The organism is Streptomyces sp. NPDC087844 (genome assembly GCF_044742785.1).
Lineage (GTDB): Bacteria > Actinomycetota > Actinomycetes > Streptomycetales > Streptomycetaceae > Streptomyces.
Genome location: NZ_JBIUVD010000001.1, coordinates 771,162 through 785,165 on the forward strand (window position 1 = coordinate 771,162; position 14,004 = coordinate 785,165).

Here is a 14,004-nt window from a genome sequence, read left to right on the forward strand (position 1 = left end):
GCGTGCGCAGCATCAGCCGCCGCTGATCACCGACGAGTCGATCGTCGTCACGGTGCGGGGCCGATGTGCACGGGGGTGCCGCCGACGGACCGCGCGTGTGTAGCTTGGGCGTCGGTCTGAGACCCTGTTTCAGCCTGAGCAGTACTTTTCACACCGGAAGGACGGTCGTGCACATCGTCATCATGGGCTGCGGCAGAGTGGGTTCCGCTCTCGCCCAGACCCTGGAGCAACAGGGGCACACGGTCGCCGTGATCGACCAGGACCCCACCGCCTTCCGACGACTGGGCTCCGGTTTCGGCGGCCGTCGTGTGACCGGCGTCGGTTTCGACCAGGACACCCTGCGCGAAGCGGGCATCGAGGAGGCGGGCGCCTTCGCCGCCGTCTCCAGCGGCGACAACTCGAACATCATCGCCGCCCGGGTGGCCCGCGAGATGTTCGGCATCGAGAACGTGGCGGCGCGTATCTACGACCCGCGGCGCGCCGAGGTGTACCAGCGCCTGGGCATCCCCACCGTCGCCACCGTCCGCTGGACGGCCGACCAGATGCTGCGCCGGCTGCTGCCGTCGGGCGCCGAGCCGCTGTGGCGCGACCCCACCGGCGGGGTTCAGCTCGCCGAGGTGCATACGTCGACCGCGTGGGTGGGCCAGCGGATCAGCCGGCTCCAGGAGGACACCGGCGTACGCGTGGCCTTCCTCACCCGCCTGGGTGAGGCTGTGCTGCCCTCCTCGCAGACGGTTCTCCAGGAGGGCGACCTGGTGCACGTGATGATGCGCACGGACGACATCGAGAAGGTCGAGGCGTCGTTCGCCGAGGGCCCCGAAGAGGAGAGCGGTCACTGATGAGGGTCGCCATTGCCGGTGCCGGCGCCGTGGGCCGCTCGATCGCGGGCGAGCTCCTGGAGAACGGGCACGAGATCCTGCTGATCGACAAGGCGCCGACCGCCATCTCGGTCGAGCGCGTCCCCATGGCGGAGTGGCTGCTCGCCGACGCCTGCGAGATCACGTCCCTGGACGAGGCGGCGCTCCAGCGCTGCAACGTGGTGATCGCGGCCACGGGTGACGACAAGGTCAACCTCGTCGTCTCCCTGCTCGCGAAGACCGAGTACGGGGTCCCGCGGGTCGTCGCCCGCGTCAACAACCCCAAGAACGAGTGGCTTTTCAACGAGTCATGGGGGGTGGACGTAGCCGTCTCGACCCCCCGCCTGATGTCGGCCCTGGTCGAGGAAGCGGTGAGCGTCGGCGACCTGGTCCGCCTGCTCCGCTTCAGCCACGGCGACGCCAACCTCGTCGAACTGACCCTGCCACCGGAGTCCGCGCTCGCCGGCACCCAGGTCGGTGACGTGGCCTGGCCCGAGGACACCTCGCTGGTCACGATCATCCGCGGGACCCGGGTCCTCACTCCCACGCGCGAGGACTCGCTGGAAGCGGGCGACGAACTCCTCTTCGTGGCGGCCCAGGCCCGAGAGGAACAACTGGAGGACCTGCTGTCGGTACGCCGGGAGAGCACGACGGGCTGACGCCCTGCCCGAAGATACGAAAGCAGGGGGCGCCCGGAGAGATCCGGGCGCCCCCTCAGTACTTCAGCCCGTCCGGCGTTCGAGGACGAGGCCGTTCAGGCCGACGCGGGGGTCCGGGGGCGGCAGCCCCCGGTGGCAGCCCCCGGTGGCTCGCACCAGCACAGGGTCCCTACTCGGCAGAGCGAGCCGCGGCTTGCCGTTCCTTCTCTGCCTTCTCCTCGGCCTCCATCTCGGCGAAGACATCGATCGGCGGCGGCGCCTTCGCGAGGAACACCCACGTCAGCCACACCGCGAGCAGGAAGGGCGGAATCTTCAGCGCGATCAGAACCCAGCCGAACTGAGTCGTGTCGGCCCACCAGTAGAGCGGAAAGAGAATCGCGCACTTGGTGAGCAGGATCAGGCCCCAGGCGTAACTGGCCTTCGCATAGGCCTTCTTGCGGCCCGGATTACGCGTACGCCAGGAGAGGTTCTCCTTGAAGACCGGGCCGAGGATCAAGCCGATCAGCGGGACCCCGGCGAGCGTTGTGATGATGTACGCGAGGGCGAGACCGAGCGTGTACAGCATGCCCGGCAGGTAGAAGTCCTTCGCGTTGCCGGTCATCATCGCGAAGACGACACCGAAGGCGACACCGAAGACACCGCTGAACGCGTGCTTGACGGTGTCCTTCATGACCAGACGGACCACGACGAGCAGGATCGAGACACCGAGGGCGGCGATGGCCGCCGAGTGCAGGTCCTTGTTGATCGTGAAGATCGTGACGAAGAGCAGGCCCGGCAGGACCGTCTCGATCATGCCCCGCAGACCGCCGAACGCCTCGAAAAGGGCGGCTTCGGTCACCGCCCGTGAGTCCTGCGCATCCCGCGCGTCCCGCTGGGCGTCTTCGGTCGGCTTGTCGAGCGACGTCACCGGCTACTCCCGTCCGAGGGGTCTGAGTTCGTACTTCGGATTGAACAGCACGCGCCGGCCCCGGCTCATCGAGATACGGCCCGACGCCATCAGCTTGCGCCCCGGTTCAATCCCCACGATGGAACGCCTGCCGAGCCACACCACGTCCAGGGCGGCCGAACCGTCGAACAGCTCGGCCTCCAGGGCCGGGACACCGGCCCTCGGGCGCAGGGTGACCGTGCGCAAGGTACCAGTAACCGTGACCACCTGTCGGTCGCGGCAGTCACCGATGCGTGTGCAGCCCGCGGTCTCGGAGTCCTCGCGCAGCTCCTCCGACTCCAGGTCCTCCTGGGAGGAGGAGAGCCGGTCGATCATGCGCCGGAACCGGCCCGCCGGCTTTTCGGATCGAGGGACAGCACTCATACCTCAAAGCGTACCGGGGACCGCTGACAGGAACGTACCCGTAGCACTAACGCTCGAACCGGTACCCCATCCCCGGTTCGGTGACGAAGTGCCGCGGATGCGAGGGGTCCACCTCCAGTTTGCGGCGGAGCTGGGCCATGTAGACCCGCAGGTAGTTCGTCTCGGTGCCGTAGGAGGGGCCCCAGACCTCTTGGAGCAGCTGTTTCTGGCTGACCAGACGGCCCGTGTTGCGCACCAGCACCTCCAGGAGGTGCCATTCGGTCGGGGTGAGGCGTACGTCGCGGCCGTCCCGGTGGACCCTCTTGGCGGCCAGGTCGACGGTGAAGTCCTCCGTCGCGACGATCACGTCGTCCTCGCCGCCGCCGGTGGGCTCGGCCCGGCGGACGGCCGCGCGCAGCCGGGCGAGCAGCTCGTCCATGCCGAAGGGCTTGGTCACGTAGTCGTCGGCGCCCGCGTCCAGGGCCTCGACCTTCTCGTCGGAGGAGTGCCGCGCGGACAGGACGAGGATCGGCACCCGTGTCCAGCCACGCAGTCCTCTGATCACCTCGACGCCGTCCATGTCCGGCAGACCCAGGTCGAGCACGACGACGTCGGGGTGGCGGGCGGCGGCGAGCTGGAGGGCGGTGGCGCCGTCGGGGGCCGCGTCGACCTCGTACTTGCGTGCCTTGAGGTTGATCACGAGGGCTCGGGTGATCTGCGGCTCGTCGTCGACCACGAGGACCCGGGTCATGAAGCCTGCCTTTCCGGTTGTACGGGTTCTTCTTGTACGGGTTCTTCTTGTACGGGTTCTTCTCGCACGGCCTCTGCGTGCACGGGTTCCGCGGGGCCTTCCGGGCGGCGGGAGCCCACCCTGAGCGTGAGAACCATGGTGAGGCCCCCACCAGGAGTGTCTTCGGCGTTGAGCGTGCCGCCCATGGCCTCGGCGAAACCGCGGGCGACCGCGAGGCCGAGGCCCACCCCGGCGCCGCGCGGGGCGTCCCCGTAGCGCTGGAAGGGGGCGAATATACGGTCCTTCGCCTCGTCCGGGACACCCCGGCCCCGGTCCACGACCCGCACCTCCACCCGGTCGCCGAGCGTGCTGGCGGCGACGAGGACGCGCTCGCCCACGGGGCTGTACTTGACGGCGTTCTCTACGAGGTTGGCGACCGAGCGCTCCAGCAGGCCCGGGTCGACGGCGACCATGGGCAGGGTCTCGGGGATCTCCAGTTCGACGCTGTGTTCCGGTACGCCGCCCAGGGCCATCGGGACGACCTCGTCCAGGTCGATCTCGCGGATCAGCGGGGTGACCGTGCCGGTCTGGAGGCGGGACATGTCGAGCAGGTTCCCCACCAGGTGGTCGAGCCGGTCGGCGCCCGCCTCGATGCCCTCCAGGAGCTCCGCCTCGTCCTCCTCGGACCAGGCCACGTCGTCCGACCTGAGGGACGACACGGCGGCCTTGATCGCGGCCAGCGGCGTACGCAGGTCGTGGCTCACGGCGGCCAGCAGCGCCGTGCGGATGCGGTTGCCCTCGGCGAGCGTGCGGGCCTGGTCGGCCTCCTGCTGCAGGCGCTTGCGGTCGAGGACGACGACGGCCTGGGCGGCGAAGGCGGCCAGCACCCGGCGGTCCTCGGCGGGCAGCATCCGGCCGGAGAGGGCGAGCGCGGTGTGGTCGCCGACCGGCATGTCGACGTCGGCGGCCTCGGGGAGCGTCGGCGGATGCGGGCCCACGCTGCCCGCGCAGGTCCACGGATCGACGTCGCCGGCGCGTTCGAGCAGGGCGACCGACTCCATGCCGAAGGTCTCGCGGACCCGCTCCAGCAGGGCGTCGAGGCTGGTCTCGCCGCGCAGGACGCTGCCCGCGAGGAAGGAGAGGATCTCGGACTCGGCGCGCAGCCGGGCCGCCTGGTGGGTGCGGCGGGCCGCCAGGTCCACCACCGACGCGACCGAGATGGCCACACCCACGAAGATCACGATGGCGACGATGTTCTTGGGGTTCGAGACGGTCAGCTGATGCAGCGGCGGGGCGAAGAAGTAGTTCAGCAGGAGGGAGCCGAAGGCCGACGAGGCGAGCGCCGGGAGCAGTCCGCCGAGCAGGGCCGCCGCCACGGTCAGGGTCAGGAACAGCAGCATGTCGTTGGCGAGCCCGAGGTCCGCGTCGGCGTTGATCAGCAGCAGCGCGAGGACCGCCGGGCCGACGACGCCGGTCAGCCAGCCCGCGACGATCCGGGACCGGCCCAGGCGAGCGCCCCGGGTGACCGGCAGGCCGCGCCCCTTGCCCGCCTCGTCGTGCGTGACGATGTGCACGTCCAGGTCGGGCCCCGACTCGCGGGCGACCGTGGCGCCGACGCCGGGTCCGAACACGTACTGCCAGGCCTTGCGCCGTGAGGAGCCCAGCACGATCTGGCTGGCGTTGACGCCGCGTGCGAACTCCAGCAGCGCGGACGGGACGTCGTCGCCCACGACGTGGTGGAAGGTGCCGCCGAGGTCCTCGGCGAGGGTCCGCTGGACGGCGAGTTCCTTGGGCGAGGCGGAGGTGAGGCCGTCGCTGCGGGCGATGTAGACGGCGAGCACCTCGCCGCCGGCGCCCTTCTCTGCCAGCCGGGCGGCCCGGCGGATCAGCGTACGTCCTTCGGGGCCACCGGTGAGGCCGACGACGATGCGTTCGCGGGCCTGCCAGGTGGAGCGGATGCCGTGCTCGCCCCGGTACTGCTGGAGGTATTCGTCCACCCGGTCGGCGACCCAGAGGAGGGCCAGCTCGCGCAGCGCGGTGAGATTGCCGGGGCGAAAGTAGTTGGACAGGGCCGCGTCGACCTTGTCCGGCTTGTAGATGTTGCCGTGCGCCATCCGGCGGCGGAGCGCCTGGGGCGACATGTCGACCAGTTCGATCTGGTCGGCCCGCCGCACCACCTCGTCCGGGAGAGTCTCGCGCTGGCGTACGCCCGTTATCGACTCCACGACGTCACCGAGCGATTCGAGGTGCTGGATGTTGACCGTCGACACGACGTCGATGCCGGCGGCGAGCAGTTCCTCGACGTCCTGCCAGCGCTTGGCGTTGCGCGAGCCGGGCACGTTGGTGTGCGCCAGTTCGTCCACCAGGGCGACGGCCGGGTCGCGCTCCAGGACCGCGTCGACATCCATCTCGGTGAAGGCGGTGTCCCGGTGGGCGAGCTCCCTGCGCGGGATCTGCTCCAGTCCGTGCAGCATCACCTCCGTACGCGGCCGGTCGTGGTGCTCCACGAAGGCCACCACACAGTCCGCGCCCCGCTCGACACGGCGGTGCGCCTCGGACAGCATCGCGTACGTCTTGCCGACGCCGGGTGCCGCACCGAGGTAGATCCGAAGCTTGCCGCGTCCCATGGCCTCATTGTCTTCCCAAACGCACCTCGTGACTGGGTAGACCCTACGGCCGACGATCCGGGCGAAAGGGACGGGAACCACGCAGACGGACGTCTTTGACACAACCCTGACGCGCGCGAGCCCCTTGGGGGCGCGGGGAACGGCGCAATCTTCTCGTCTCCAGCTTTCAGGGGCGCGGGGAACTGCGCGACCAGCCCCCACCGGACCCGCGGACGAAATCCAGGGGCAAGGGCATGCCCCCGGCACGAACCAGGGCCTCAGCTCTCCAGGATCTCGCCGTCGCTCAGTTCCAGGACCCGGTCGGCCAGGTCCAGGAGGGCGGCGTCATGCGTGGCCACGAGCGCGGTGACCTGCTCGCTGTGAACGACCGCCCTCAGCAGCTCCATCACCCCGATACCGGTCTCGGCGTCGAGCTGGCCGGTGGGCTCGTCCGCGATGAGGAGCGCCGGGCTGTTCGCGAGGGCGCGGGCGATGGCGACGCGCTGCTGCTGCCCTCCGGAGAGCTCACCGGGCCGCTGTGCCGCTTGGTCGGCGAGCCCGACCAGCGAGAGCAGCAACTCGACGCGTTCCTCACGCTCGCGCGGGTCGGTCCGGCGCAGCCGCATGGGCACGCCCACGTTCTCGGCGGCCGTCAGGATCGGGATGAGCCCGAAGGACTGGAAGACGAAGCCGATACGGTCCCGGCGCAGCTCAAGGAGCCCGTTCTCGCCGAGTCCGGAGAGGTCGAGTCCGTCGACCGTGATCCGGCCCCCGTCCGGCTCGTCGAGTCCGCCGACGACGTTCAGCAGTGTGGTCTTGCCCGACCCCGAACGCCCCTTGAGAGCGACGAGTTCCCCGTGCGGTATGTCGAACGACACCCCGCACAGGGCGTGTACGGCGGTGGCACCGCTCCCGTACGAGCGGCGGACGCCCTCCACCCGCACCATCGTGTCCGTGGCGACCGTGTCCGTGTCTGTGGCGACCTGAGTCATGTCTCTCGCCCCTCCCCCGTGTCCCCGTGTCCCCCGTGGACCGGGCGTCACTATCACCGTCCGACGCCCGGACCTGCAACGGTTCAGCTCGGGTTGTCGCCGTGCGTGAGCGTCTCCCAGGCGACGAACAAATTGTTGCTGCCCGCCGGACGGTTCTGCGCCGTCAGCCGCTCGGTGTTACTCATGGCGATGCCGAGACGGTTGTGCAGGGCGTTGTAACCGACCTCGGTGACCGGTCCGAGTCCGAGATGCAGCGACCCGCCGCACAGCCAGCTCGGGGCCGCCTCGCCCAGCTCGTACCTGGCCTGGAAGCCGAGCGCGTGCCGCAGTCGCTCGCCGACGTCGGTGCCGTACAGGTCCTGGCCCTGGATGCGGCTGGTCTCGGCGATGTGCGCGATCGCGGAGATCCCGTATCCGGTGTGGGTGAAGTCGCGGCAGGTCTCCTGGGTGACCCCGTTGACGAAGGTGGACTGGCCCTGCCAGTAGTTGACGATCTTCTGGGTGGTGTCGAGGTTCTGGCTCGGCACGGTCTTCGGCAGGGCGCCGTCGGAGGATATGTAGACGTAGGCGGCCGTACGGGTGCGGAACTTGGCCATGGCCTTGTCGTACGAGGCCTTGTCCTCCAGGAAGACGGAGATACCGACGGCGGCCTCCATCATCGACAGCTCCCAGTTGCCGTTGGAGTTCGAGCCGTTGATGACCTTGGGCAGATACACGTCACGCAGCATCGTCGAGAAACGCCCGGAGTTCGCCCAGCCGCCGTCGTACGTGTACTTGATGATCTCGGCGGCCTTCGGCCAGGACGAGCCCGCCCAGCCGGTCTGCAGCGGCGCGTTGCTGTTGGTGTGGTCCCTGATGGTCGCGGACCAGGCGTCCATCAGCTCGATCGCCTTCTTCGCGTACCGGGCGTCACGCGTGATGTACCAGGCCAGCGCCTGGGTGTACGCGGCGATCGCGTCCTCGCGCTCGTCGGTGCAGCCGTAGTTGGGGTTCGAGTACGAGCCGCACTCCACGACCGCGCGAGGCTTGGCGGTGCGTGTGAGCGAGCCGTACTTGCTCGACATCATCTGGTCGTACGCACCCTTCCAGGGCTGCGCTCCCGCGTTGACCTGCTGTCGGGCGAAGTCCAACTGGCCGCGGGAGACGGTGACTCCGGGGTGCGCGAAGGTCGCGGGGGCCGCTTCGGCGCGCTCGGCGGCGGGCCAGGCGAAGGCGCCGGCCATCAGGGCGGTGACGGTGACGAGGAGCGCGAAGCGGGCTGCCCCTCGGTGGCGCGCGGGGCGTGAGGGACGTGGGGGGACCGGAGCGGTCGGCTTCATGGGGGCCATCCGTTCTCGTATGTGAACGCAGGATGCCTTTATGAACACAGGCGTTGGCCGGTGACCATAGGTACAGACCATGTCCGCGTCAAGAGACGTGTCACGAGAAACGTCCGACACCGATGACGGATACGGCCTGCGGACACCGGATGCCGACCGCCGACCGCCGACGGAACCCACGGTCTACGGTCCGCGGTCCGCGGACCGCTCAATCCTTGACCCTGAAGCCGTGCTGCCGGCCGAGCTTCTTGAGTGTGGTCTGCCCCGGGATGCCGTTCGCCTCCGCGCCGCTGAAGCCGTACCGGCGCTGCAGGGCCGCGTACGCCTCGACGGTCCTGCTGCCGAAGGATCCGTCGGCCCATTGAGCGGGCAGCAATCCCTCGGCCACCAGAGCCTTCTCGACGACCAGGACGTCCGGCCCGTGCGTCTTGTCACCCTGCGGCAGCCCCGGGTCGCGGCGCGCGGCGGCGATCAGCTTGCTGAGGTCGACGACGGGCTTGACGGGCGCGCCGGCGTTGCCCGACTTCTCGACCGGGGCCGCTTCGAAGAGGGCGGACCGGTCGATGTCGCCCGGGTCCCAGTGGTCGTTGCCCGGAATGTTCGCATGGCCGTAGTGGCCGCCCTTGCTCATCCAGACCGAGCGGGGGCGGTTGGTGGCGTCGGCGGCCGAGGTCGCGAGGCGCCCGGCCGGGAAGGTGTCCGGGATCTTCCAGGAACGGATCGCGGCCATCATGGCCTTGTAGTGCGGACCCGGCTCCCAGGTCTTCGTGAACGGCTCGGCGGCCCGTCCCAGCACCTCGATCTGGATGCATACCTTTCCGACGCGGTTGGTCCTCGTCGACCCGTCGTTGCGCAGTGCGCGGGCGCTGTGGTTCAGCGGGCCGAACTGGCCGAGCCGGTCGGTCGTCGGATCGTATAGCAGGTGCGGCTCGGCGGTCTTACGGATCAGAAGCGCCGCCACAGACTTGAAGGCGTCGTCACCCGTGCCGCTCTCCGTGGTGTGCCAGACGACACGGCCCGGTACCGACGGATGAGCCATCGCGCCTCCGATGCTCCCGTCGCCCAAGCGCTGCGCCTTCTCGATCCAGTTGGTACCCACTTCGCATCCCCCATGGATTCGCAAGCTCGGCAAGTCGGGTGTGGATCAAGGGACTTGAAAACCCCACCCTTCTTCGTCATGCCCAAGGTGACGCAGCGTAGCCACATCCGGGTTGCGAATGGGGCTTTCTTCACCCATTCGGCCCACACTCGGGCCTCCGCAAGCCATGAATGTCCAGACGTGAGTGCAGAGAGTAAAAGAGAGTGAGGGAGGAGGAGCACTCGCGACCGCCGCTCCCGTCGCGACCGCCACCCGCGCTCCCACCCAGCCCGTCCGCGGGTACCCCAGGCCCCGCCCACCGCCCACCGCAGCCGTGATGACCTGCGGTTCACGGTCCCGAAAACATCAACCAGGCCGCAGTGGCCGCGCCGGTCGCACACGACGACGGGCCGCACTCCCCGAAGGGAGTGCGGCCCGTCGCACACGTACGGGTACGCGGCCGTCGAAGCGCCTAGCGAACCTCGGTGATCTCCGGTCCGCGCTGCAACTGCCCCATGCCGCCGGAGAAGCGGGACCCGGCCTGCTCCTCCTGCTGCACATTCTCGGCGACCATCTGTGCGTCGTCCGGCAGCTTCAGCACGATCGGGTCGCGCGGGGCCATCGGGCCCTCACCGCGGACCACCACGGTGTCCCGGAAGATCTGCTCCAGCAGACCGGCGGCCTGCGGCTGCACCGCGCCCTGCCCGGAGATCACTCCGCGCAGGAACCAGCGGGGACCGTCCACACCGATGAACCGGACAACCTGGAAGCCGCCCGTGCCGTCCGGCAACTGCACCGGTACCTGAGCGCGCAGCTCCCAGCCCAGCGGCCCCTCGACCTCGTCGATGACACCGCCCTGCTGGGTGATGCCGGTGGCGATCTCCTCGCGCACCTCGCCCCAGATGCCCTCGCGCTTGGGAGCGGCGAAGGCCTGCAGCTGGACGGCGCTGTCCTTGAGTACCACGGTGGCCGCGACGATCGCGTCACCCGCGACCTCCACCCGGAGCTCCATGCCGTCGACCCCGGGCACGAAAAGACCGCCCAGGTCGACCCGGCCGTCGGCCGGATCGCGCACCTCGGTGCTGTCCCAGGGACCGTCGGGGCGCGGCTCCGGTTCGAGCCTCACGCGCTCGCGCTCCGCCCCGTCCGCCTCAGTGTCGACTCCGTCGACGACCTGCTCGGCCTCGCCCGCCGCGTCCTCGGCGGCACTGCCCTTCTTGCGACGTCCGAACACGTCACTGTCCTTCCCGGTCGGATACGACCGAAGCGTATCGATTCCCACCCGTAGTGCCGCCCACCGCGGAATGCCCGCCGGTGGACCCGAAGCCCCCTGCGGCCCGCGCCGAGTCGGGAAGCTCCGCGACTTCCTGGAAGCTCACCTTCTCGACCTGCTGGACGACCAGTTGGGCAATCCGGTCGAAGCGCTCGAACCGCACGGACTCGCGCGGGTCGAGATTCACCACGATCACCTTGATCTCCCCACGGTACCCGGCATCAACCGTCCCCGGGGCATTCACGAGAGCGACACCGCAGCGGGCGGCCAGCCCCGAACGCGGGTGCACGAAGGCCGCGTACCCCTCGGGGAGCGCGATGCACACCCCGGTGGGGAGCACGGCGCGTTCGCCGGGCTCCAGCACATGGCTCCGCGTGGTCCGCAGGTCCGCGCCGGCGTCGCCGGGATGCGCGTAGTGCGGAAGCGGTACGTCCGGGTCGACGCGCTTGATCAGCACGTCCACCGGGGCCTGGGCGGGGGTCACGGGTTCACCTCGAAAGCACGGGCACGACGGACCTGGTCGGGGTCGTCCATGGCCGCCCGGATCTCCTCCGGCCGGCCGTTGTCGACGAAGTGGTCGACCTTCACCTCGATGAAGAGAGCGTCCGCGCGGACGGCGACGGGCCCCTCGGGGCCACCGATCCGTCCCGTTGCGGACGAGTAGATCTTGCGTCCGGCCACCGCAGTGACCTCGGCCTCCAGATACAGCACGGTGCCCACGGGCACGGGCCGTACGAAGTCGGTCTCCAGGCGGCCGGTCACGGCGATGGCGCGCAGCAGCCAGTTCAGCGACCCGAGGGTCTCGTCGAGGGCACTCGCGAGAACGCCGCCGTGCGCCAGGCCGGGAGCGCCCTGGTGCGCGCTCCGCACGGTGAACTCGGCGGTGATCCGCACCCCGTCGCCCGCGCGGGCCTCAAGGTGCAGTCCGTGCGGCTGTCCGCCGCCGCAGCCGAAACACCGGTCGTAGTGCGCGCCGAGGAGTTCGCCCGGGGCGGGCGCGTCGGGATGGCGCACCGGCGCCACGGCGTCGGCCGGGGGCCGCAGGGCCGAAGATGTACCACTCACAGGCGCAGACCTTACCTCCGCGTCAGCGGCCCGCACGCACCGTGGCAGGCTTGGCGGTATGGAGCCCTCCGCCTCACCGTACGAAGAACGTCTGACCGCGCCCCGATCCTGGTGGTTCGTCTGCCTGCTGGTGGGCGTCTCGATGGCGCTGATCCTGCTCCCCTTCGGCACGCTGCCCCTCCTGGGCGGCCTGGTGGGCGGCACGGCGGTGTCGGCGGTGGTGGCCAGTTCGTACGGCTCCGCGCGGATTCGCGTGGTGGGGGGCGCCCTGATCGCCGGGGACGCCAGGATCCCGGTCTCCGCCCTGGGCGAGGCACACGTCCTCGACCCCGAAGAGGCCCGCGCCTGGCGGTCGTTCAAGGCCGACGCGCGCGCCCACATGCTGCTGCGGGCCTACGTCCCCACGGCCCTGCGCGTGGACATCACCGACCCGGCCGACCCCACTCCGTACGTCTATCTGTCGACCCGCGACCCGCAGCGTCTGGCGGCGGCCCTGGAGGCCGCGCGCACGGCCGCGTAGACGGGCGGCGACCGCGGCCGGACCGCACCGGGGCCGTCCCGGTGTCCGACCTGAATCTGTCTCCGAGCCCGAACCCGAACAGATTTCCGTACGAATAACGCGTGCGAGTACGCGGTCTCGCACGTGTACTCGCACGTGTACTCGTATCTTCGTACGGAAACTTTTCCTTCGGCCGGTCAGAACTTTGCCCGCCGTGAGAGGTCTGCGGGTGGCGGCCCGTGCGGGTCAGCTCCCCAGCTCTTTGCGGAGGTGGCCCATGCTCAGCGGGTCGGCCGGCTCCTCCAGGGGCGGCAGCGCCGGGAGGGCGTCCCAGGGCACCTGCATCTTGCGGAGGTCCCCGCGGACCCGGTCGGCGAGTTTTCTCGTGTCACGGCGGTTCATGACCGCCCCGACGGCCGCGCCCACCATGAACGGCATGAGGTTCGGCAGGTTGCGGACCGTGCGCTTCATGATCTGCTGGCGCAGCTCGCGCTTCATCTGGCCCCCGAGGGCCGCGTTGAGCGTCGACGGTTTGGTCACGTCGATGCCGCGCTCCTCCGACCACGACTTCAGATACGTGGTGGAGCGCTCCTTCAGGTTGCCGGGCGGTCGCAGGCCGTATACCTCGTACAGCTCGGCGATCAGTTTCAGCTCGATCGCGGCGACGCCGGTGACCTCGGCGGCCAGTTCCGTGGGCATGGCCGGCGGTACGGGCATCATCGCGGCGGCGCCGACGCTCGCGCCCACGGTGGACGTCGCGTTGCACGCGCCCGCGACGAGCTTGTCCGCGAGCTGTTCGGGCCCCAGGCCCGGAAACTGCTTCCGGAGTGCGGCGAGGTCGCGTACGGGGATCCGCGGGGCGATCTCGATGATGCGGTCGGTGACGTACGCCAGGGCGGCCCTGGCCCGGCTGCCGCCCTTACGGACGCCTTCCGCGACCCCGTGGCCGACGGCGACCGCCCGGCGTCTGGCGACAGACGCCTTGGTCACCGGCACCTCCAGGGCGCCGGAGGCGCCTGTCGCGTCTCCTGCTTCGAGCGAGGCCGGGTGGCCCCGCTCGTCGTCGTGCAAGCCGTCCTGAGACGGACCGTCCGCTCCCCGGTCACGAAAGCGGCGCTTCCAGGGCGGGGTCGAGCCTGTCACGGCCGACCCTGCCTCAGTCGCAGTCGCGGCAGATCGGCTGACCGTTCTTCTCGCGGGCCAGCTGACTGCGATGGTGGACCAGGAAGCAGCTCATGCAGGTGAACTCGTCCTGCTGCTTCGGCAGGACCCGGACGGCCAGTTCCTCGTTCGAAAGGTCCGCTCCGGGAAGTTCCAGGCCTTCGGCTGCCTCGAACTCGTCCACGTCGACCGCTGAAGTCGACTTGTCGTTCCGGCGAGCCTTGAGTTCTTCAAGGCTGTCCGAGTCGACGTCGTCGTCGGTCTTGCGTGGGGTGTCGTAATCCGTTGCCATGTCGCTCTCCCCCTCTGGGTGTCTGCGGTGTCTCAGCGCAGGTAACGCGTGAGAGGCCGGACTTGTGCCCGACCTGAGGCGGAGATTTTGCCTCACATCAAGGTCTGTTACTCAATCGACACCCAACCGGACTCCTCAGGAGTGTTCGGCTTGGATGGCGAAGCGGACCGTACACGGTCCGAATG

The 14,004-nt window shown here is 69.8% G+C and carries 15 protein-coding genes; 3 read left to right on the forward strand and 12 right to left on the reverse strand.

Annotated features, from left to right (window positions below):
- The first annotated feature begins 167 nt into the window (after nt 1-167).
- Nucleotides 168-839, forward strand: a complete 672-nt coding sequence (locus ACIOKD_RS03070; protein WP_402077337.1) for a potassium channel family protein — start codon at nt 168-170, stop codon at nt 837-839.
- Entirely contained in the window at nt 839-1,516 is a 678-nt protein-coding gene (locus ACIOKD_RS03075; RefSeq protein ID WP_402077340.1) for a potassium channel family protein, read from the forward strand. Before ACIOKD_RS03070 ends, ACIOKD_RS03075 begins: the two co-directional genes overlap by 1 nt.
- A 169-nt stretch (nt 1,517-1,685) precedes the next feature.
- Here the strand turns inward: ACIOKD_RS03075 and ACIOKD_RS03080 are convergent, their stop codons facing one another.
- The 10 genes from ACIOKD_RS03080 to ACIOKD_RS03125 form a co-directional block, all read right to left on the reverse strand.
- Nucleotides 1,686-2,423 carry a DUF3159 domain-containing protein gene (locus ACIOKD_RS03080; protein ID WP_402077342.1) on the reverse strand — a complete coding sequence of 246 codons (738 nt, stop codon included), beginning with the start codon at nt 2,421-2,423 and terminating at the stop codon, nt 1,686-1,688.
- Between the two features lie 3 nt (nt 2,424-2,426).
- Nucleotides 2,427-2,825, reverse strand: coding sequence for an OB-fold nucleic acid binding domain-containing protein (locus ACIOKD_RS03085; RefSeq protein ID WP_189774656.1), 399 nt, complete (start codon nt 2,823-2,825; stop codon nt 2,427-2,429).
- A gap of 46 nt (nt 2,826-2,871) precedes the next feature.
- The gene (locus ACIOKD_RS03090; RefSeq protein ID WP_402077346.1) at nt 2,872-3,555 is read right to left on the reverse strand and encodes a response regulator; all 684 of its coding nucleotides are present in this window, start codon (nt 3,553-3,555) and stop codon (nt 2,872-2,874) included.
- Nucleotides 3,552-6,161 (reverse strand): ATP-binding protein, encoded by a 2,610-nt coding sequence (locus tag ACIOKD_RS03095; RefSeq protein ID WP_402077349.1) that lies wholly within the window; start codon nt 6,159-6,161, stop codon nt 3,552-3,554. Before ACIOKD_RS03095 ends, ACIOKD_RS03090 begins: the two co-directional genes overlap by 4 nt.
- 257 nt (nt 6,162-6,418) lie before the next feature.
- Nucleotides 6,419-7,132: an ABC transporter ATP-binding protein gene (locus tag ACIOKD_RS03100; protein WP_402077351.1), complete on the reverse strand. Its 714-nt coding sequence runs from the start codon at nt 7,130-7,132 to the stop codon at nt 6,419-6,421.
- Between the two features lie 83 nt (nt 7,133-7,215).
- A complete protein-coding gene (locus ACIOKD_RS03105; protein ID WP_402077353.1) occupies nt 7,216-8,451 on the reverse strand; it encodes an alginate lyase family protein in 1,236 nt (411 codons plus the stop codon).
- Nucleotides 8,452-8,659: 208 nt separating this feature from the next.
- A complete protein-coding gene (locus ACIOKD_RS03110) occupies nt 8,660-9,550 on the reverse strand; it encodes a peptidoglycan-binding protein (RefSeq protein ID WP_402077356.1) in 891 nt (296 codons plus the stop codon).
- Between the two features lie 451 nt (nt 9,551-10,001).
- On the reverse strand, nt 10,002-10,763 hold the full coding sequence (locus ACIOKD_RS03115) for a DUF3710 domain-containing protein (RefSeq protein ID WP_402077358.1): 762 nt from the start codon (nt 10,761-10,763) through the stop codon (nt 10,002-10,004).
- A gap of 1 nt (nt 10,764) precedes the next feature.
- Entirely contained in the window at nt 10,765-11,259 is a 495-nt protein-coding gene (dut, locus tag ACIOKD_RS03120) for a dUTP diphosphatase (protein ID WP_373312051.1), read from the reverse strand.
- A gap of 23 nt (nt 11,260-11,282) precedes the next feature.
- A complete protein-coding gene (locus ACIOKD_RS03125) occupies nt 11,283-11,867 on the reverse strand; it encodes a PaaI family thioesterase (RefSeq protein WP_402077360.1) in 585 nt (194 codons plus the stop codon).
- Nucleotides 11,868-11,925: 58 nt separating this feature from the next.
- Here ACIOKD_RS03125 and ACIOKD_RS03130 point away from each other — a divergent pair, with 58 nt between their 5' ends.
- On the forward strand, nt 11,926-12,387 hold the full coding sequence (locus ACIOKD_RS03130) for a DUF3093 domain-containing protein (protein ID WP_402077363.1): 462 nt from the start codon (nt 11,926-11,928) through the stop codon (nt 12,385-12,387).
- A 225-nt stretch (nt 12,388-12,612) separates the two neighbouring features.
- Here ACIOKD_RS03130 and ACIOKD_RS03135 read toward each other — a convergent pair whose 3' ends face one another.
- Complete coding sequence (locus tag ACIOKD_RS03135; protein WP_402077365.1) at nt 12,613-13,509, reverse strand: hypothetical protein; 897 nt, start codon at nt 13,507-13,509, stop codon at nt 12,613-12,615.
- A gap of 13 nt (nt 13,510-13,522) precedes the next feature.
- Nucleotides 13,523-13,819 carry a DUF4193 domain-containing protein gene (locus ACIOKD_RS03140; protein ID WP_005481602.1) on the reverse strand — a complete coding sequence of 99 codons (297 nt, stop codon included), beginning with the start codon at nt 13,817-13,819 and terminating at the stop codon, nt 13,523-13,525.
- Nucleotides 13,820-14,004: the final 185 nt, after the last annotated feature.